At 62.7% G+C, this 18,918-nt stretch carries 17 protein-coding genes; 3 read left to right on the forward strand and 14 right to left on the reverse strand.

Annotation, left to right across the window (positions count from 1 at the left end; all coding sequences use genetic code 11):
- Positions 1-14 precede the first annotated feature (14 nt).
- From VGN93_RS12850 to VGN93_RS12860, 3 genes are all read left to right on the forward strand, one after another.
- A complete protein-coding gene (locus VGN93_RS12850; protein ID WP_327507795.1) occupies positions 15-1,298 on the forward strand; it encodes an extracellular solute-binding protein in 1,284 nt (427 codons plus the stop codon).
- Positions 1,299-1,449: 151 nt separating this feature from the next.
- Positions 1,450-2,325, forward strand: a complete 876-nt coding sequence (locus tag VGN93_RS12855; RefSeq protein ID WP_319315187.1) for a sugar ABC transporter permease — start codon at positions 1,450-1,452, stop codon at positions 2,323-2,325.
- A gap of 66 nt (positions 2,326-2,391) precedes the next feature.
- On the forward strand, positions 2,392-3,198 hold the full coding sequence (locus VGN93_RS12860; RefSeq protein WP_327507796.1) for a BtpA/SgcQ family protein: 807 nt from the start codon (positions 2,392-2,394) through the stop codon (positions 3,196-3,198).
- 45 nt (positions 3,199-3,243) lie between these two features.
- Here the strand turns inward: VGN93_RS12860 and VGN93_RS12865 are convergent, their stop codons facing one another.
- From VGN93_RS12865 to VGN93_RS12930, 14 genes are all read right to left on the reverse strand, one after another.
- Positions 3,244-3,936, reverse strand: coding sequence for a GntR family transcriptional regulator (locus tag VGN93_RS12865; RefSeq protein WP_327507797.1), 693 nt, complete (start codon positions 3,934-3,936; stop codon positions 3,244-3,246).
- Positions 3,937-4,039: 103 nt separating this feature from the next.
- Positions 4,040-5,368 carry an aspartate aminotransferase family protein gene (locus tag VGN93_RS12870; RefSeq protein WP_327507798.1) on the reverse strand — a complete coding sequence of 443 codons (1,329 nt, stop codon included), beginning with the start codon at positions 5,366-5,368 and terminating at the stop codon, positions 4,040-4,042.
- The gene (locus VGN93_RS12875; protein WP_327507799.1) at positions 5,365-6,423 is read right to left on the reverse strand and encodes a phosphotransferase; all 1,059 of its coding nucleotides are present in this window, start codon (positions 6,421-6,423) and stop codon (positions 5,365-5,367) included. The genes VGN93_RS12870 and VGN93_RS12875 overlap by 4 nt, the downstream gene beginning before the upstream one ends.
- A 162-nt stretch (positions 6,424-6,585) precedes the next feature.
- Positions 6,586-7,377: an SDR family oxidoreductase gene (locus tag VGN93_RS12880; RefSeq protein WP_327507800.1), complete on the reverse strand. Its 792-nt coding sequence runs from the start codon at positions 7,375-7,377 to the stop codon at positions 6,586-6,588.
- Between the two features lie 9 nt (positions 7,378-7,386).
- The gene (locus VGN93_RS12885; protein WP_327507801.1) at positions 7,387-8,469 is read right to left on the reverse strand and encodes a sn-glycerol-3-phosphate ABC transporter ATP-binding protein UgpC; all 1,083 of its coding nucleotides are present in this window, start codon (positions 8,467-8,469) and stop codon (positions 7,387-7,389) included.
- 13 nt (positions 8,470-8,482) lie between these two features.
- Complete coding sequence (locus VGN93_RS12890; RefSeq protein WP_327507802.1) at positions 8,483-8,911, reverse strand: diol dehydratase small subunit; 429 nt, start codon at positions 8,909-8,911, stop codon at positions 8,483-8,485.
- Complete coding sequence (locus tag VGN93_RS12895; RefSeq protein WP_327507803.1) at positions 8,908-11,187, reverse strand: propanediol/glycerol family dehydratase large subunit; 2,280 nt, start codon at positions 11,185-11,187, stop codon at positions 8,908-8,910. Before VGN93_RS12895 ends, VGN93_RS12890 begins: the two co-directional genes overlap by 4 nt.
- Position 11,188: 1 nt before the next feature.
- Positions 11,189-12,106 (reverse strand): sugar ABC transporter permease, encoded by a 918-nt coding sequence (locus VGN93_RS12900; RefSeq protein WP_327507804.1) that lies wholly within the window; start codon positions 12,104-12,106, stop codon positions 11,189-11,191.
- Between the two features lie 85 nt (positions 12,107-12,191).
- A complete protein-coding gene (locus VGN93_RS12905) occupies positions 12,192-13,493 on the reverse strand; it encodes an extracellular solute-binding protein (protein ID WP_327507805.1) in 1,302 nt (433 codons plus the stop codon).
- A 60-nt stretch (positions 13,494-13,553) separates the two neighbouring features.
- Positions 13,554-14,375, reverse strand: coding sequence for a carbohydrate ABC transporter permease (locus tag VGN93_RS12910; RefSeq protein ID WP_319315217.1), 822 nt, complete (start codon positions 14,373-14,375; stop codon positions 13,554-13,556).
- 382 nt (positions 14,376-14,757) lie between these two features.
- Entirely contained in the window at positions 14,758-15,075 is a 318-nt protein-coding gene (gene rhaM, locus VGN93_RS12915; protein WP_327507806.1) for an L-rhamnose mutarotase, read from the reverse strand.
- A 15-nt stretch (positions 15,076-15,090) separates the two neighbouring features.
- Complete coding sequence (locus tag VGN93_RS12920) at positions 15,091-16,086, reverse strand: ABC transporter permease (RefSeq protein ID WP_327507807.1); 996 nt, start codon at positions 16,084-16,086, stop codon at positions 15,091-15,093.
- A gap of 18 nt (positions 16,087-16,104) precedes the next feature.
- Positions 16,105-17,625: a sugar ABC transporter ATP-binding protein gene (locus tag VGN93_RS12925; protein WP_327507808.1), complete on the reverse strand. Its 1,521-nt coding sequence runs from the start codon at positions 17,623-17,625 to the stop codon at positions 16,105-16,107.
- Between the two features lie 54 nt (positions 17,626-17,679).
- A complete protein-coding gene (locus VGN93_RS12930; RefSeq protein WP_327507809.1) occupies positions 17,680-18,864 on the reverse strand; it encodes a sugar ABC transporter substrate-binding protein in 1,185 nt (394 codons plus the stop codon).
- Between the last annotated feature and the right edge of the window lie 54 nt (positions 18,865-18,918).

The raw sequence follows: 18,918 nt of genomic DNA on the forward strand, positions 1-18,918 counted from the left end.
ACAGAGAGGAACTCATGAAAACGCGATTGAAAATAAATGCCTTCCTTGTTGCAGGCAGCCTTGCTGCCACACTATGGGCCGGGACGGCACTTGCTGCCGATGTCGTCCTGCGTGCACTGATGGAGGATGTCCCCGAAACGAAGATCATCGAGGGATTGCTTCCGGAGTTCGAGGCCGAAACCGGCATCAAGGTCGAATTCGAGAAAGTCGGCTATGGCGACATGCACGACAAGTTGGTCACCCAGCTCGTCAGCGGCGAGAGCCAGTACAATCTGCTTTCGGTAGACTTCCTCTGGGCGGGCGAGTTTCCGGCCGGCGGCTGGCTCGAAGACCTGAAGCCCTATGCGGAGAAGTCGGGCTTCGACACGTCCCCGATCATCCCGTCGATGTTGGATCTTCTGGGTCGCACAGACGAAGCGATGCCGATCATGCCGATGTACAACTATTCGATGGGCCTGATCTATCGCACCGATCTGCTGGAAAATCCCGACCTCGCCGCAAAGTTCGAAGCGGCGGCCGGCAAGAAGCTCGAAGCTCCCGCGACATTGGATGACTACGTTGCCGTCGCCAAGTTCATGAAGGCGCAAGCCGGCATCAACGGCGCTGCCATGCAGGGCCAGCGCGGTGATCCCAATTCCATGGAGTTCTCCAACTACCTCTTTGCGGCAGGTGGCGACTATTTCGACAAAGACGGCGCCATCGTGCTCAATTCCGACGAAGGGAAAAAAGCACTGACGCTGTATGCGGATATGATCAGCAACGCAGCCCAGACAGGTGCGCTTTCGGCCACGCTCGACGACACGATGCGGCTGATGTGCGCCGGCGAATCCTTCTCGATGGTCACCTATTGGTGGATGCTGCCGCAGATCGACAACGCGGAAGCCTGCCCGAATGTGGCCGGCAAGGTGTCGATCTCGGTGATGCCAGGCGGCCACGGCGAAAGCGGCGGCTGGGGCTGGGGCATTCCGAAGAACATTCCGGACGACCAGAAGGAAGCGGCCTGGACGTTCATCTCCTGGGTTCAGTCCAAGGATGTCTCGGTGAAGCGCGCTCTTCAGGGCCATGCGCCGGTGCGTTCGGATGTGTTCAGCGATTCAGCCGTGCTGGCCAAGTATCCCTTCTATGCCAAGGCAGGCGACATTGTGGCTGCCGGCAAGAGCTTCCCGATCTTCACCTACAGCCCGCAATATGAAGATCTGCTCGGTACCCAGATCTCGCTTGCCGCCAGTGGCGACGCGACGGTCGAAGCTGCGCTGGAAGCGTCTGCGAAGGGCCTCAAGGACCTTATGGCCAAGTAGGCCATTTGCTTGCGGGCTGCATCGGCAGCCCGCAAGCAGCCAAGCGAATTCGCCCCTGACGGGACATCTCACCAAGCACGCCGCTCGCCTGCCAAGGCCGAGCCGGACAGCGGGCCAGCAGCGCGCGCGTCCGTACACAAGGGATCGTCGCATGAATGCGATTGCAAGAAACAGGGTTCGTGCCGGATGGAGCTTTGCGGCTCCTGGCCTTGCCATGCTGGTCGTGGTCATGGGGTTCCCGTTGCTTTACGCATTGGCGATCTCGCTGTCCTCGATGACGATGATACGCCCGGCGCTGAATTTTGCCGGCCTGACAAATTTCCTCAATGTCACGAGCGAACCGCTGTTCTGGCATTCGCTCTGGCTGACGCTGCGCTATTCGGCAGCCGCCGTGATCGGCGAATTCGTCATCGGACTGGCCATTGCCCTGATGCTGCGCCAGATTTTCACGGCGCGCGGGATTTATTTCGCCATCCTGACGCTGCCAATGGCCATGTCGCCGGTTGCCGTCGCCCTGATCTGGCGCATGCTGTTGCAGCCCAATCTGGGGATCGTGAACCAGACGCTTGCCGCCATGGGCCTGCCGATGATCGACTGGCTGGGCAACAGTTCCATTGCGCTCTCGACACTCATCTCGATTGACATCTGGCAACAGACATCCTTTGTCGTGCTCCTGCTCTCGGCTGGCCTCGCGTCCTTGCCGAAGGAGCCGTATGAGGCTGCCGAGGTCGATGGTGCCGGCCCGCTCCAGCAGTTCTGGTACATCACCCTGCCGCTCCTGCGCCCGGTTTCGATCATTGCCATCGTCATTCAGCTGATCAATGAATTTCGCACCTATGACCTGATCTATGTGCTCACCAAGGGTGGCCCTGGCGTTTCCACGGAGCTTCTGTCGTTTTTCGCGTACAAGCGCGCCTTTCAGGGCCTTCAGGTGAACGAGGGGTCGTCCGCCGCCTTCATCCTGCTTCTGATCATCCTGATGATCACGGTCGTTTTCTTCTGGCTGATCGAGCGCCGAAAAAGCTGATCGCCATGCCCCATCCTGTAACCCAAGACCGCTCATCCCTTCTGCAAGCGGCTAACGGAGAATGAAATGACGAAATTTGCCGATCTCTTTCCGGGAATCAAACCGGTCATCGCGATGGTTCACCTGAACCCCATGCCCGGCACCCCCCTCTATGATGCCGACGCCGGCGTCGAGGGAATCTATCAGGGTGCCTTGAAGGATCTCGACGCCCTGCAGGCAGCAGGGGTGGATGCCGTGATGTTCGGCAATGAAAACGATCGCCCCTATGAGCTGAAGGTGGATATCGCCACCACGACGGCCATGGCGTGCGTGATCGGCCGTCTGGTCGAGCGGATCGAAAAGCCCTTTGGCGTCAATGTGCTTTGGGATCCCGACAGCACCGTCGCCCTGGCGGCCGCCACCGGTGCTGCTTTCGTGCGCGAGATTTTCACCGGCACCTACGCCTCGGACATGGGACCGTGGACGCCGAACGCAGGGCGGGCCATGCGCCGTGCGCGGCAGCTCGACCGCAAGGACCTGGTGATCCTGAACAATGTCTCGGCAGAATTCGCCGCCTCCCTCGACAGCCGTCCGCTGGCGGACAGGGCACGCTCCGCGGTCTTCTCCTCGATCCCGGACGCCGTTCTGGTATCGGGCGCGATTACCGGTGAATCGGCGAAGATGGTCGATCTGGAATCGGTGAAGAAAGCGCTGCCCGATACGCCGGTGCTCGCCAATACCGGGGTCAAGCACGCCACCGTGGCCGATGTGCTGAAGGTTGCGGATGGTTGCGTCGTGGGGTCGTCGCTCAAGGTCGATGGGCACACATGGAATGCCGTCGATCCGCAGCGGGCCAAGGAGTTCATGGCCATTGTGCGCAAGGCGCGTGGCTAAACGAAGAGGCCGGGACGCCAATCGCGTCCCGGTCGTCCGCGACTATCAACGAAGCGACCCGAGGACCGCGCGATCGTCCTTCGACGCAAGCTCTTGAATACGTGGTTCGAGCACTTCGGCCGCGCTGGCGATATCGGCAACGATATGTTTGCGAACGCCCGCCGCATCCCGTGCCTTGAGACTTTCGAGAATGAGGACGTGTTCGGTGTTTGCGACGGACTCGTAGACGGGATCGCTGAACAGTTCCAGGAAGTAGGGTCCGACCTGGCCCCAGACATCCTGGATCATCTGCAGCAAGCGGGGAGAATTCGCACTCTCGTAGATCGCGAAATGGAACTGCTGGTTCAGATTGACATAGACCGAGATGTCTTTGGCCGAGATCGATTTTTCAATGTCGAGGACGACCTTCTCGAGAACCCGGATCTTCTTGTCGGTGATGTTCTGCGCGGCCAGTTCGGCAGCCAGGCCCTCCAGTTCACGCCGGATGCGGGCGAGCTCAAGATATTTCTCGACATCCCAGGCCGGAACGGCAACCGAACGGTTCGACAGAAGGACGAGCTGACGCTCGCCGACCAGTCGCTGGAGTGCTTCGCGCACCGGCGTGGTTGAAATTCCATAATTCTCGGCAAGGGTGCGGGTCACGAGCACGTCGCTTGGACGAAAATGTCCGGCGATGAGCGAGCGCTTGATTTCATCATACGCGCGCTCGTTCAAAGTCCTGTTTTCGATCTTTCCCATCCAGCCCTCCGACATTGGGTGGCCAATATCAAAAAAAACCACCGCCAGCTACCTCTGCCCACCATTCGGTTGAAGTGGAAGACAAGGCGGCGGCGGCTGAACACTAGCGGCCGTCGCGCGATGCCTTCAACGCAGTCTCGACAGCCTTGAGGAAAAACGCGGCGTCCTCCTGCTTCATCACGAGGGGCGGGCGGATCTTCAGGATGTTTGCACCGGGACCCGTGGCGCTGATCAGGACGCCGTTTCGGCGAAGGTGATTGACGAGCGAGGCTGCAAGGTGGGCGTTCGGCGCGCGGTCTTCTGCGTTCAGGACGCATTCGACGGCGATGAAGAGGCCGGCGCCGCGGACATCGGCAATGTCGTTCCGGTCGGCAACGAGCGCTGCCAATCCGTCCTTGAGATGGCGGCCGATATCGCGGGCATTGGCTTGCAAGGCCTCCTCCTCGATCACGTCCAGCACGGCCATGCCTGCGGCGCACGCCACTGGATTGCCGCCGAAGGTGTTGAAATAGCGCGCTTTTGCGCCGAACTCCGCGACAAGATCCGGCTTGAGCGCGACGCCCGCGACCGGGAAGCCGTTGCCCATGGGCTTGCCCATCGTCACGAGATCCGGCACCACGCCGTGGCGCTCGAAGCCCCAGAACGTCTCGCCTGTCCGGCCGAAGCCCGGCTGTACCTCGTCGGCGATGAACAGGCCGCCCTCCTTGCGGATGAGATCGACGGCCGGTCTCAGAAATCCGGCGGGATCGGGATAGAGGCCATCGCTCGAAAAGATCGTGTCGACGATGAAGGCCGCAGGTTCGATGCCGTCCTCGCGCATGGCGGCGATGGCCGCGGCGAGATCTGCCGCGAGCTTTGCGCCCTGTTCGGCGGGGGGAACGAAAAGGGCGTTCGGGGCCGGGATGAGCCGCACCCGTTCGCCACGCTGCACATAGGCGCCAAGCGAGGGCGAAATCTCGGCAACGGCCTCCGTCAGGCCGTGATAGGCGAGGCTCGTCACGATGACACCCTGCCGGCCGGTGAAGGCACGGGCTATCCTCAATGCCAGATCGTTGGCCTCGGAGCCCGTGCAGGTGAACATCATGTGGCCGAGTGCGGATGGCATCGTCGCGAGCAGCCGTTCGGCATAGCTGACGACGCCCTCGTGCAGGTAGCGCGTATGCGTGTTCAGCGTGCCGGCCTGGCGCGAGATCGCCTCGACGACCCTGGGATGGCAATGCCCGACCGAGGCCACGTTGTTATAGGCATCGAGATAGGCCCGGCCGTTCTGGTCGTAGAGCCACACGCCTTCGCCTCGCACCAGATGCAGCGGCTCCTCGTAGAACAGCCGATAGGCCGGCCCGAGCGCCTTCTCGCGTCGTGTGATCAGGGCGAGTTCCTCGGGATCCAGGGCGCTGACGCGGGTCGGATCGAATGCGTTCACCATGCTCATGGTCTGTTGCTTCCTGCATTTACCGTTGAACTGTCCCGTGTCGCGGCCCTCGTCAGGGCATGGCTCGTCTCGGAGGGATCGAGGGAATCGAGGATGTCCAGCCCGCGGCGCGATGCGGCGGCATTGCGCAGGATATAGGCGGCGTTCTCCGGATATTTCTGCGCGCGCCACGACGTGATGGCGAGCGTGGTGGCGTGGCGCAGACGGATCAGATCGGGAAGCAGGCTCAGTTCCTCCGGCTCCAGGGGAAGGACCGAGGCATAGCCCGCGACCAGATCTTCCACGGGTCGCAGCGGATCGTTTCCGCCGTTGAGATGGTAGGAGCAGGCAACGGCGAGGTCGCAGACATTCGGCGTCGTCACCATATCGCCGAAGTCGATGACGCCGGTGACGCGCGCGGCGCGCGGACCGTCGACGACGATGTTGTGCGGATTGAAGTCGTTGTGCACCGTCTGCGCGCGCAGATGCGGCAGGCGCGGCCCGATCTCGGCGTCGAAACGTGCGAGCAGTCGCGTGAGCCTCGACTTCAGGTCCGGCTCCTCGACGGCCTCGAGCATCGGACGCAGCCTGCCGGCATGCTTGATGTCCCATTGCAGGAAGCGGCCGCTGGAAGGGTGGAAGAAACCGCGCAAAGCCCGCGTCAGCCGCGCAAGCGTGCGGCCGATCTCGAAGTGCAGGCCCGGCAATGGCTCGGCAATGCTCAGCATCGTGCCTTCGATATAGGACATCAGGCGCACGATATGCCGATCGCCGGCTGGTCCGTCGATCAGCACCCAGGCGGCCCCGTCCGTCGTGGCGTGGATACGCTGTACGGGCAGGTCGGGATCGACCGCGGCGAGATGCATCAGGGCGGCAGTCTGCATGCCCGTCTCGGCCCTGTCCTCCATCGAATTGCTGACCTTGAGCAGCGCCTGCGCGCCGTCGGCAAGCTGGATATGGAAGTTGGCATCCCGTTCCGAGGAGAGCGCTCGGACCTTGCCCTCGATGCCGTAGAATTGGCGGGCCAGATCGGCGGCATTGTCGGGGGTGATCCTGGGGCCGGAGCTCGCGAGCAATGATTCCCCGTCCCCGCCCGCCCGGTCTGGAGCACGGGTCGGATCCGTCGTGGCCAGGACCGGAGGCAATGCGCCGCTCTTACCGTCGGCGACCCGATTGATTTGACTTTGCAAGAACGATTTCCTTCATTTGGTGCCTCTCATGGAGCGGAACCGGGATATTCACACCGTCGAGTTGCTTCCACCGGCCAGGCACTCGCCACCGTCCACCACCAGCGCATGACCGGTGATGAAAGCCGAGCGATCCGAGCACAGGAAAAGAATGGCCTCGGCGACCTCCTCCGGACGCCCGAAGCGGCCCATGGGAACGAGATCGCGCACCAGCTTCTCGAGCGCCGCGCGGCCCCCGAGCTGGTTTTCGTAGGGTCCATTGAACGGCGTATCGACCCAACCGGGGCAGATCGCATTGACGCGTATGCCGTCCTTTGCATAGTCGAGGGCGATCTGCTTGGTCATGGTGATGACGGCGGATTTCGTGGTGATATAGGCGAGCATCCCCTTGTCGAGAAAGACGCCGGCATTGGACGCGGTGTTGAGGATGACGCCGCCGCCTTGGGCGCGCATGAACGGCAGCGCGGCGCGGCAGGCCGAAAACGGCGCGACGACGTTCACCTCGTAGGATTCGCGCATGTCGCTGCTGTCGATCTGTTCGAGCGCGCCCGCGATCTGGATGCCGGCATGGTTGTGCAGGATGTGCAGCCCACCATGGGCTTTCACCACGCCCTCGAACAGTGACGTGATCGCCACGTCGTCCGTCACATCGAGCGCATGCGCCTCTGCCAGCCCGCCGTCGGCGACGATGCTCGATGCGGCCTCATCGGCTGCCTGCTCATCGCGATCCGTCACAACGACGCGAGCGCCGTGCTCGGCCAGGATTCGCGCGGAGGATCGTCCGATGCCGGACCCCGCCGCTGTCACCAGGGCGACCTTGCCATCGAGAAGGGATTTGGCCATCGGTCTCTCCTATGTCCGCAGCGTCAGTTCGGTGTTCTTGTCGAAGACGTGCAGTGCGGCAGGGTCCGCGTAGATCCGCCGCGTCTCGCCGCGGGCAGGTTGCGTGCCGGGGTTCAGTCTGATGGTGATGTCTCGCCCGGCCACCTCGCCGATGACATAGACCTCGGCTCCGCAGGGCTCGATGAGCGATACGGTCATCTCCAAGCCCGGCGCATCTTGCGACGGCGGATTGAGGTGGAACGCCTCCGGCCGAATACCGACGAGGATCGCGCGACCCTCGCTGGATCCCAGATTTGCGAAGGCCGGTGGCAGGTCGAAGGTCGGTCCGTCTTCGACTGCTATTCTACCGTCACGGATGTTGGCCGGCAGCAGGTTCATGGCAGGCGAGCCGATGAAGCGGGCGACGAAGGTCGACGCGGGACGATTGTAGAGGTCGTCCGGGCTTCCGATCTGCTCGATCTTGCCGTCGCGCATGGCGACGATGCGGTCGGCGAGCGTCATCGCTTCGATCTGGTCATGGGTGACGTAGATCACCGTCTGCTTCTCTTCGAGATGCATGCGCTTGATCTCCGCGCGCATCGTCGTGCGCAGCTGGGCATCGAGGTTGGAAAGCGGCTCGTCGAACAGATAGACCGCCGGTTCGCGCACCATGGCGCGGCCCATCGCGACGCGCTGGCGCTGGCCGCCGGAGAGGTCCTTGGGTTTTCTGGCGAGGAGATGCTCGATGTGCAGGAGCTTTGCCGCGCGTTGCACCTGCTCGGAAATCTGGGCCGCAGGGACACCGGCGAGCTTGAGGCTGAAGCCCATATTCTCGGCCGCCGTCATATGCGGATAAAGTGCGTAGGACTGGAAGACCATCGCGATGTCGCGATTTTTCGGCGATAGCCGGGTGACGTCCCTGTCACCGATCCTGATTTCGCCCGCGCTCGAGGTTTCCAGGCCCGCAATCATGCGCAGCAGGGTCGTCTTGCCGCATCCCGACGGGCCGACAAGGACGACGAATTCGCCGTCGGCGATCTTGAGGTTCAGGTCGTTGATGATGTTGACTGTGGCAAAGCTCTTCGACAGTCCGACGACTTCCACTTGGGCCAAGGTCGTTCCTTTCCTAAAATCTCTTCGAGAACAGGCCGCGCCTGTCGTAGACGTCAGCGGCTTCCTCGATCAGCGTGGCGATGTGTTCGGCACCGAATTCTTTCCGCAGTGCCTCAGCCCGCTCGTGAAGCACCGCTGCGGAGCCGGCGCGGCCTGGCCGCAGAAGCTCGTATGTGCTGAGCAACAGGTCCTGTGGCACGGCCACGAGTTCGGCGGCGCGCTCGAAATTGTCTGCCAGCTTGTCGCGGCCCGCGCTCCTCGCGATCCCCGCCTGCAGCCGGAGAACCTCAGGGGTGATTGCCAGATCGGAGACGCCGACCCGGCCATCCAGAACCGCCTCGAGCGTGAATTCGTCGAGCGCCAGCCCCGTTGTGGTGCGCACGAGTTCCGGGGCTTTTTCGGAGAGCGGATAGATATCGCTATAATTTTTCGACTGGCTCATGCGTTGCGCTCCGGCGTGGCGAAGTACTGATCGAGCGGGTCGGCACCGGGCACCGTCATCTCGGTCTCGATGGCGTAGAGAAGCGCCACCTTCGTATGGAAGCGGGCGCTCAGCGCCTGCCCGTCATTGGTGACGATGACGGGTTCGGGAGCCTCTCCCCATGCCATGCGCGCCGCGTTATGGCCCATCCGGCGATAGTGCTCGATCGTCACGAGCGGCGCATTGGAAAAGAGTTCCAGATTCATGTGCGGCAGCCGGTCACGCTGGTGAATGATCGCGGTGCCCTTGGCCTGGATGCCGATGCCGTAACCGGAGCCCGAAAGGCGCGCCGCCGTGAGCCCCAGAAACGAGGTGTCGGCCGTGTGCATGATGCGAACCACCCGCGGCAGCCCGCCGCCGGACAGAATGCCGGAATAGAGCGCATTCAGCACATCCGTGACCGCATGGCCCGCCGTCGTCTGGTGCAGCCGCTCGCCGAAGGCGGGGCTGATGCCGATGACGACTTCGTATGGATCGTGGCCCTTTTCCGCCCGGCCGATGCTGTAGAGCGTCGGCGTGCCGCTGGGAGCCTCATGCCGGCCTTCCGCCTTCAGCACATGCTCGCGGTTGATCGTGCCGCGGATCGACTTCACCCGCTTCCATTTTTCAGAGCTCATGCGGTAACCCGTGCCCGGTCCGCTATAATCGTTCGGTTCGTTCACGGCGCTGACGACCTTGCCCTCGCGGATCACCGCGGACGTCTGCAAGTAGTCGCCGCTGAGGCGCTGGCGCAGCATGACAAGCACATTCTCCGCCAGCCGGGCGTGGCCGCGCCGGGCGAGTGCGCGGATGACGTCGAGTGCGCTCAGCCCACGCGCGGCGATACTGTTGCTGATCGCAAGCGTCGTTGCCGGCGAAAACGTCTCGGTCTCGTTCGATCCGGAGGCATAAAGGACGCTTTCCTTCATCGCCTCGTCGGCCTGCGCGAGACCGAGTTCTTCCAGCACGTCGCCCAAGGCATCCAGCGCCTGCCGACGGAGCTTGAGCGCGTGATCCTCCGTGATCGGCACCAGTCCGCCATCCACCTGGAAATCGCGCTGGAGGACAAGATAGTCCTCGAGTTCCTCGCTGTTGAACAGCGAGGGATTGAACGAATTGTCGTAGGCCTTTATCGACCCGAAACCCGACGTGATGAGGTCGGAGCCCGCAAGCAGATAGGGCGTGATCTTGGCCCCGACGCGGATTTCCGATTCCGAGATCCGTGTATCGTTGCCAGACGCGCATTCCAGTCCAAGCCAGACGGCGAGCAGGTTTTCGGCGAGGAGTTCATGCACGCCCGCCGGCATGGAGGCGGTGAGCGGGGCGCCGTCTATGCCGCCATTCTGCGTGCCCTGCACGCCCATCGCCCGCTGAAGGCAAAGGCAGCGCGCCTCGAGATAAAGCACCGATCGTTTTTCGTGGAACCCCATGAGAAGCTCGGAGGATGCGCCCGACGTGCAACGGGCCTTGATGCCGCGCGACGCATAGGCGGCTGTCAGGAACGCCTTCGACCACGGCGTATCGTCGCCATCGACGAAGGACCGCTCTGTGCCGTAGACCGAGACCGTTTCCGCATAGGTCGCAAGGCCGGCGAGACCGATCTTCAGCTCTTCCGCCTCTTCGATCGAGCACTGGAAAAGCGTGCTGCCGCGACCGGCGGCCGCGCCGACGGTGCAGGCGAGTGCGTTGGCCCAGGCATTGCCCGCCACGCGCATCGTCGTTTCGATCTCGTCGAAGCCGAGCGCAACGGCGATCGCGGCATCCGCCGCGAGTTGCAGCGGGTCGTCCTTTGCATTGGTGACATGCGCCTGGTTGCCCGGGCTGTGCCGCTGGCGCATCTTCGAATAGGCGAACGTGGTTTCCAGCGCATTCAGATGACCGAGCACGTCGGTGAACTTCGCCGGCGTCATGCCCCGTGCCAGTTGCTCCAGACGGGCGCGCGGCACGTTGATGTCCACCAGCATGCGCGCCACCTGGGCGCTGTCCATCGCCATGGCTTCGGCGGCCATGGCCGGGTCGATGTGGTGACGGGCGATGAAGAAATCGAGAATATCGAAATCCGCCGCAAGGCGCCCGTCCATTTCCAGCACCGTGCCATCCGGCGAAAGCCTGAGGCTCGGGCTCGGATCATAGGGGCTGTCGAAGACGGCGAAGCCATCTTCCGGGTTCTCCTCGGCGAAGCTGTCCAGCCTGAGCGGCCGCGCGTCCCATTCCTCGAACCGGTGCCAGCGGCGCTTGTCGGGTGAATTTCCCTCCATCTCACCTCTCCCTCAGGATGCGCAGAAGTATAAGCGTGAGCCCGACGACGGCCACGAGCAGGATGAACGAGACTGCCGCGGCCTGTCCGATATCCAGGAACCGGAAGCCCAGGCGATAGGCGTAGAAACTGATCGTTTCAGTGGTCTTGCCGGGTCCGCCCTGGGTCAGGATGTAGATGAGATCGTAGCTTTTCAGCGCCGTGATCATGCGGATCAGCAGGGTGACCAGAATGACCGGCCGAAGCGTCGGCAGGGTTACGTGCCTGAGGATCTGCCAGGCATTCGCGCCGTCGATCCGCGCCGCTTCGACGGGATCCTGCGGGAGCGACCGCAAGCCGGCATAGAGCATGATCAGCATCAGCGACGTCTCGGTCCAGGCATCGACGAAGATGACCGTCGCAAGCGCCAGGTTCGGATCGCCGAACCACCCCTGCGCGGGAATGCCGACCAGGCTCAAGAGCCAGTTGACGATCCCGAGATTGGGATTGAACATCAGCCTGAACATCAGGGCGACGGCGACCGGCGTCATCAGCATGGGAAGCATCAGGATGACGAGGTAGAACTCGCGGTAGCGCAGCCATGACTGGTTGAGCAGGAGCGCAAGCGCAAAGGCGACGAGGAACTCGATCACCACCACGCTGATCGTGAGCTTCATCGTGACCCACGAGACCCCGGCGAATTCCCGTCCCATCAGGAGCACGTAGTTGCCGAGACCGATGAAGGGCCCCTGGCCATAGGTCACGATGTATTCGTGCAGGCTGAGGTAGAGCGAATAGAGCAACGGCGCCGCGACGACCAACATCATGACGAGAATGGTGGGTGTCATGAAAACGAACTTGTAGAAGCCGAGGGAAAGCCCGTCGCTCTTTTGAGGGACGCGTGTCGCCCGCATGTTCGTGGAATTGGTCGCAGATTTCATGTCATCATGATCCAGCTGTAATCAGACCGGCCCGCCGCCACCGGTGTGTGGGCCGCGGCGGGCGTGAGCGCAGGCGGTGCCTCGCTTATTTCAGGAGCGGATCGCCGCGGGTGAGTGCAGCAAGCTTGTCTTCCGCATTGGTGATCGCCGTTGCCGGATCGGTCCCGTTCGCCAGCACGTCGCCCATCACTTCCGCGAACACTTCGACGAGCTGGGTCGCACGCGACATGACCGGAAGTCCCTTGGCATGGGCGAGCGCGTCACCGACCGCAGCCATGGCCGGCCACGCCTTGATGAAGTCCGCGTTGTCGTAAATCCAGGTCTGGGTCGGCTGGCCGCCTTCGATACCGCGCTTGAGCGCGATGTCCTTGGATTCGACCCACTTGATGAATTCCCACGAGCAATCCGGGTTCGACGCATTGCTCGGAACGGCCCATCCCCATGCGCCGAGCAGACTGTCTTCGCCGGGCATCCTGGCAAAGCCGATCTTGTCTACGACGAGCGATTCCTTCGGATCCTGAAGTGTCGGCATCAGGAAGAGATAGGTGATCGCGAAGACGGCCTTGTCCTGCTTGAGGGCATTGGCGACATCGTCGAAATTCGCACCCAGGGCACCCGGCTGCGCGGCATTGTTGATCAGATCCGCATAGACGGTGACAGCCTTGATCCCTTCAGGGGAGTTCAAGGAGGGCACCCAGTCCTCACGATTGTAGAAATCGGCACCGAGCGAGAAGACGTAGTTGGTCGCTTCCATGACGACGGGGTCCGCGCGCTGGCCGGACATGGCAGCACCCGCCTTGCCGGTGAACTTGCCTGCCCATTTCGCAAGCTCGGCATATTCCTCCAGCGTCTCCGGCAGACGCCAGTCGCGGCCGAATTCGGTCTTGTAGGCAGCCTGGAATTCCGGTGCCTCGACGATGTCCTTGCGGTAAAGCAGACCCATGGCGTACTGCCAGAACGGCAGCATGTAGGTCGTGTCCTTGATCTTGCCGTTGATGTCCATCAGCGCCGGGAAGTAGACGGAGGTATCGACGCCATCCTTGGCGATGCGTTCATCGAGCGGCTGGATCCATTTGGCGGTGACGAATTCGCCGACCCAGTAGCTGTCTACGACGAGCACGTCATAGGCGCCGGACGAAGCCGTGAGGCTCGGGACCAGCTTTTCATGCATCAGTGAGTAGTTGACGGCCTCGATATTGATCTTGGCGCCGGACAGTGCCTCGAATTCCGGGGCGACCTTCTGTAGCGCAGTGGTATCGGGAACCGTTTCGAGCAGCATGTTCAGGGTCACGCCCTTGCACATCTCGGCCGGGTTGGCGAAGGCAGACGTGGCACCGAGGACGCAGGCAACGGTGGCCAGCAGGCCGGCTTTATAAAATCGCGACATAAAAGTTCTCCATCTGAAGGGGTTGCAGAGCTTTCTGCTCCGTTCTGTGTTGTTATTCGTTCAGCCTTTGACAGCACCCGCATTGAGCCCTGCCACCAGGAAACGGCGGACGGCGAAATAGAGGAGCGCCATGGGCAGCATTGCGAGGATCGTCGCGGCACTCACCGCGCCGATCGCCGTGCCCTGCTGGGTTACCAGGCTTGAAACCGCGACCGGCAAGGTCTTGGTTTGCTGGCCGGTCAGCATCAGGGCGAAAAGGAATTCGTTCCAGCAGAGCACGAAGCTGAGAATCGTCGCGGCACCGATGCCCGGCAGCATGGCGGGCACGATGATCCGGATGAAAGCCGTCAACGGCGTGCAGCCGTCGATCAGGGCCGCTTCGTCAAGCTCGCGCGGCACGCGCTTCATGAAGCTCAAGAGCAGCCAGACGACATAAGGCAAGTTGAACGCGAGATAGGCGAGCACCAGGCCGAGACGCGAATCCGTCAGTCCGATATTCTTGAAGATCAGGAAGAACGGGATCACGAGCACGATCGGCGGCATCATCTGCGTCGCGAGGATGATCATCGGCATCGCGGGGCCACCGGCCTTGTACCGGTCGATCGCATAGGCCGCCATCGCACCGATGACGACCGCCAGCAGCGTCGACGTCGCCGCAACCACCATGCTGTTCAGGAAGAATTTCCCGAACTCCATCTCCGTCAGGATCGTCCGGTAATTATCGAGCGTCGGCACGAAAAAGAGGTCCGGCGGCAGCTTGTAAGCGATGACGCGATCGACGAACGAGGTCCGCAGCACCCAGAGGAGCGGCAGGAGGATGATGGCGCTCGCCAGTCCCAGAACCAGGTGCGTCAGGATTTTCACGTACAGGGGTGGCTGCATGTCGATCGCTCTTTCGCGTTATAACATGCAACATGTAACGGCTGAATTTTGAATGTGTCAAGGCCTGTCGAACGGAATGTCTTGAGTTACGATAACGTCGTGAACGAGGAGAGGTATGCGGTACCAGCCTCCCAAGCGGATGCACGCGCACCCCACTTTCGAAATTCGTCCGCGAGGGCGACGAAGACAGCGCCAGCGTTCACGACATCGATCGCCGCGGTGGCGACGGGAAGCCGGTGGAAAAGATCGCCGCGATCAAGGGCAAGCGCGATCGGCAGCAAAGGTGGCGGACAGTCATGCACCGGGGTGGCATGCCGAGAGCCCTTGCCGCCGATATGAATGGCTGGCCGGGCACCGCACCGGCTGTCTGACGTTGCGGACGTCAGGCCATGTGGAAGACCGACTTGAGCGGCACGACGTGCGGCTCGTTGCGGTCGTTATATTGCATGATATCGGCCATGAAGTCCCACCAGCGGCGGTTGACTTCCGTTTGCGGCAGCTTGTCCATGGTGTGGTCGTCCGTGCGCACCAGGGTCGCGAAGAGGTGGTTGGTCTCCTCGTCCAGCCAGATGGAGTAGTCGGATACGCCGGCATCGCGCAGGGCCTGGCTGAGTTCGGGCCAGATCTCGTCGTGGCGCTTCTTGTATTCGGCGGCCTGGCCGGCGTTGAGGACCATACGGAAGGCGATGCGTTCGGGCATGGCGGCGTACCTCTTTCAGATTTGCGAGCGGATGCGGAGCTGGTCGAGCCCGACGGCGAGCAGCAGTACCGCGCCCTTGGTGACATCCTGCCAGAAGCTGGACACGTTGAGGAGGGTGAGGCCGTTGTTCAGCGTGCCGAGGATAAGCACGGCGAGCAACGTGCCCCAGACCGAGCCTCGGCCGCCGAAGAGACTGGTTCCGCCGAGGATGATGGCTGCAATGACGGTAAGCAGGTGCTTGCCGACCGCATCCGGTGCGGCCGCGCCCAGCATGGCGGCGACGACGATGCCGGCCAGCGCACCGGCGACGCCGGACAGGATATAGAGCTTGATCTGCGTGCGGTCGACCGGGATCCCCAGCATGCGGCTGGCGTCCGGGTTGCCGCCGGAAGCGTAGATGAAGCGACCGAAAGGCGTGTAGGCCATGACCCACCAGATGGCGGCGAAGAAGACCAGCATCAGGATCAGCGGCACCGGGATGCTGACGATGCGGCCGGAGCCGATCCAGTTGAAGCCGGGGATCGTCAGCGGCTGGGTGAGGCCGCCGGTCAGCACCAGCGACAGGCCCGTGATGATGCTCATCGAGCCCAGCGTGACGATGAAGGGATTGAGCCGAAGGCCGTTGGTCAGCACGCCGTTGCACGCGCCGATCGCGCCGCCGGCAAGGAGGGCGATGACGCAGGCCAGCCAGATGTCGATGCCTGCGGCGTAGCAGAGCGAGACGATGACGCCCGAGATCCCCGCCACCGCGGCAACGGAAAGGTCGAGCCCGCCGGCGATGATCAGCGGCGTGCCGGCGGCCGCCATCAGCCCGACGAAGGCCATGTTGGAACCGATGGACAAGAGGTTCTTGAAGGTCAGGAAGAAGGGCGAGAGGATCGTGAAGACCACCAGCAACAGCAGGTAGATGACGAGCAGCATCGCCGTGCCCGCCCAGGATTTGCCGAGCAGGCCGCGGCCCGTCTCGCGCTTCGGCGCTTCGATCACGGTTTTGACCGTTTCCTCGGACATTGAGACCCCTTTTCTGACTTACACCGCTTCGGCGGCGATGGGCTTGGATGCGGCGCTCATCAGCTCCGCGGCCGAGACCGGCGTTTCATAGGTTGCGGTCACGCGGCCGCCGTCGAGCACCACCGAGCGGTCGGCGAGGCCCGCGACCTCCTCGGCATCGGAGGAGATCAGCAGGATGCCCAATCCATTGTCGGCCATCTGGCGGATCTGCCGGTAGATTTCGGCGCGTGCGCCGACATCGACGCCGCGTGTCGGCTCCTCCAGGATCAGCGCCTTGAGGTCGCCGATCAGCCAGCGCGCCAGGCAGACCTTCTGCTGGTTGCCGCCCGACAGGCTGCCGATCGTCTGTTCGGCGTCGCGCGAGCGGATCGCGAAGCGTTTGATCCAGTCGTCTGCGGTCGCGGCTTCCATCTTGCGCTGGACGACGAACCCCTTGGTGAAGCGCGGCAGATTGCAGACCGACATGTTCTCGCGCAGGCTCAACATGGAGATGATGCCTTCCTGCTTGCGTTCGGCGGCAACCAGTCCCAGCCCGGCGGCAACGCCTGCCTGCGCATTGCGGATCGCATAGGGCTTGCCGTCGACGGTTGCCCGCGTGGCTTTCGCATGCGGCACGGCGCCGAACAGTGCGCGGCCCGCCATCTCTACACCGGAGCCGATCAGCCCGTGCATGCCGGTGATCTGGCCCTTGCGGATGGAGAAGTCGACGCCACGCAGCCAGCCCGCCAGCGTCAGGCCTTCGACGGTGACGACATCCGACCCTGCACCACCCTGTTTGGCGAAATCCGGATAGAGGTTGCCGACCCGGTTGCCGACGATGGCCTCCAGCACGGCGTCGACATCCGTCTTCTTCGTTTCGAACCGGCCCGCATTCCGCCCGTCGCGCAGGACGACGATCTCGTCGGAAATCTCGAAGACCTCCTTGAGGTAATGGGAAATGTAGACGATCGAGATGCCTTCGGCCTGCAGGCGGCGCACGCACTGGAAAAGCATCTTCACCTCCGCGTCGGCGAGCGAGGCGGTGGGTTCGTCCATGATCAGGACCCGCGCATTGCCGGCCATGGCGCGGGCAATTTCCACGATACGCTGAACATGGTGCGAGACCGTGCCCATGCGCGTCTTCGGCGAGAGCCAGTCGAGGCCCATGCGCACGAGAAGCTCGGCTGCGCGCGCTTCCACGGCGGCTTTGTCAACCGTGCGCAGCGGGCCTGAGCCTTTTGTCGGCAGCGCGCCGAGCATGATGTTTTCAGCGACCGTCAGGTCCGGAAAGACCGACAGTTCCTGCGGCAGCAGACGGATGCCGCTGGCAATGGCGTCAGCCGGCACTCGGAAGTCCATCGGCCTGCCATCGACGCGGATTTCGCCGGCGTCGCGCGTATAGTTGCCCGACAGGATCTTCATCAGCGTCGACTTGCCGGCGCCGTTGGCGCCGAGCAACGCCACCACTTTGCCCGCGTCGACCCGAAGGGAAACATCGGACAAGACGGCAACGCGGCCGAATGACTTGCCGATGCCGGTCATCTCAATCAAGCCTGCCATCAACTCCTCCGATGGGGCGGAGGGCGCGCCGACGTGGCGCGCCCGGCTCTGGACTTAGTTGTTGGGGATCAGCGTCTCGTAGCCCTTGAGCGATTCCTGCCCCTTCAAAGCGGCGAGATGCGCCTCGAATTCAGCCTGCGGGAACTTGTACTCGAAGGTCGGCTTCTCGCCGCAGGTATAGTCCTTGTAGTATTCGCAGACATTGGCCTTGGTGATCATCACATGATTGACCAGCACGGCCGGCGGCAGTTCCTTGCCGGCGAGCGTCGCGAGCGCGATCGGGATCAGATAGTTGCCGTAGCGTTCCGGAAAATAGCCGGTTGCGGCGACCAGTTCCGGCTCCTCGACGAGAGCCTGGGTTTCGTCCGCGCCATTGCCGACGGCAATGACGTCCGCCTCACGACCGGCCTGCTTGACCGCGCGCAGCATGCCGATCGCCGACTGGTCGTTGATGGCGTTGATCATGATCGGCACGCCATCCGGGATGCGGCCGAGCAGGTTGGTCATCTGCGCAAAGGATTCCTGCAGCGTGTTCTTGGTGTCGATCCGCAGCATCTGTTCCTTGGGGAAGTCCGGTACGGCGGAAAGGAAACCGGCCTGCTGGCCTTCCGTGCGCATGGCGGGGATCGCACCCGACTGCGGCAGTTCGCCGATCACGTAATAGCCCTGCTTGACCTTGTCGGCGCCGAATTTCGCAATCGCCGCCTGGCCGAGATAGGAGCCGCCCATGAAGCCGGATTTCGGGTTGTTGGCGCCAAAGAACGTCGCGCCCTCCATCGGAATGTCGATGGCTGCGACCTTCACATTGTCCTGGTTGAAGACGTTCATGACGGTCGGGCCGAAATTCACGTCCGTCTGGAACTCGATGACATAGTCCACATTGCGCTGGACGAAGGATTGCGCATTGGCGAGCGCCGTCGGGCCGTCGAGACGGTTGTCGGCGATGGTGAGTTCGACGCCGGCCGCATCGGCGTTGGCCTGGATGCCCTTTTCCACCACGACGCCGAAGCTCATGTCGCGCTGTAGATTGGCAAAACCGATGACATATTTGGAGCCGTTGCGCGGCGGGGTAACGGCGGACGCGTCCTTGACCATCGCCTGCAACTGTTCGGCCGACAGCATCGCGCCATCGTAGCTGGCCGGATCAAAGCCATGGAAGTCTTCCGCCGAAGCGGCGCCTGCAACGACAAGTCCGAGCGCCGTAGCGCAGGCCAGAGCCGCCAAATTGAAGTTCATCATGCCTTCCTCCCCTGGAAACGACCTCGAATGGTCAATCTCATTTTGCGGTAAACT

Origin of the sequence: Shinella sp. (assembly GCF_035998705.1) — a bacterium.
GTDB lineage: Bacteria > Pseudomonadota > Alphaproteobacteria > Rhizobiales > Rhizobiaceae > Shinella.

Excerpts from the sequence above, each read along its gene's own strand:
- VGN93_RS12890 (WP_327507802.1), bottom strand. The coding sequence starts at position 8,911 with ATGAGCCAGTCGAAAAATTATAGCGATATCTATCCGCTCTCCGAAAAA.
- VGN93_RS12865 (WP_327507797.1), bottom strand. The coding sequence starts at position 3,936 with ATGGGAAAGATCGAAAACAGGACTTTGAACGAGCGCGCGTATGATGAA.
- VGN93_RS12850 (WP_327507795.1), top strand. The coding sequence starts at position 15 with ATGAAAACGCGATTGAAAATAAATGCCTTCCTTGTTGCAGGCAGCCTT.
- VGN93_RS12880 (WP_327507800.1), bottom strand. The coding sequence starts at position 7,377 with ATGGCCAAATCCCTTCTCGATGGCAAGGTCGCCCTGGTGACAGCGGCG.
- VGN93_RS12910 (WP_319315217.1), bottom strand. The coding sequence starts at position 14,375 with ATGCAGCCACCCCTGTACGTGAAAATCCTGACGCACCTGGTTCTGGGA.
- VGN93_RS12920 (WP_327507807.1), bottom strand. The coding sequence starts at position 16,086 with ATGTCCGAGGAAACGGTCAAAACCGTGATCGAAGCGCCGAAGCGCGAG.
- VGN93_RS12900 (WP_327507804.1), bottom strand. The coding sequence starts at position 12,106 with ATGAAATCTGCGACCAATTCCACGAACATGCGGGCGACACGCGTCCCT.
- VGN93_RS12855 (WP_319315187.1), top strand. The coding sequence starts at position 1,450 with ATGAATGCGATTGCAAGAAACAGGGTTCGTGCCGGATGGAGCTTTGCG.
- rhaM (WP_327507806.1), bottom strand. The coding sequence starts at position 15,075 with ATGCCCGAACGCATCGCCTTCCGTATGGTCCTCAACGCCGGCCAGGCC.
- VGN93_RS12895 (WP_327507803.1), bottom strand. The coding sequence starts at position 11,187 with ATGGAGGGAAATTCACCCGACAAGCGCCGCTGGCACCGGTTCGAGGAA.
- VGN93_RS12930 (WP_327507809.1), bottom strand. The coding sequence starts at position 18,864 with ATGATGAACTTCAATTTGGCGGCTCTGGCCTGCGCTACGGCGCTCGGA.
- VGN93_RS12860 (WP_327507796.1), top strand. The coding sequence starts at position 2,392 with ATGACGAAATTTGCCGATCTCTTTCCGGGAATCAAACCGGTCATCGCG.
- VGN93_RS12870 (WP_327507798.1), bottom strand. The coding sequence starts at position 5,368 with ATGAGCATGGTGAACGCATTCGATCCGACCCGCGTCAGCGCCCTGGAT.
- VGN93_RS12925 (WP_327507808.1), bottom strand. The coding sequence starts at position 17,625 with ATGGCAGGCTTGATTGAGATGACCGGCATCGGCAAGTCATTCGGCCGC.
- VGN93_RS12905 (WP_327507805.1), bottom strand. The coding sequence starts at position 13,493 with ATGTCGCGATTTTATAAAGCCGGCCTGCTGGCCACCGTTGCCTGCGTC.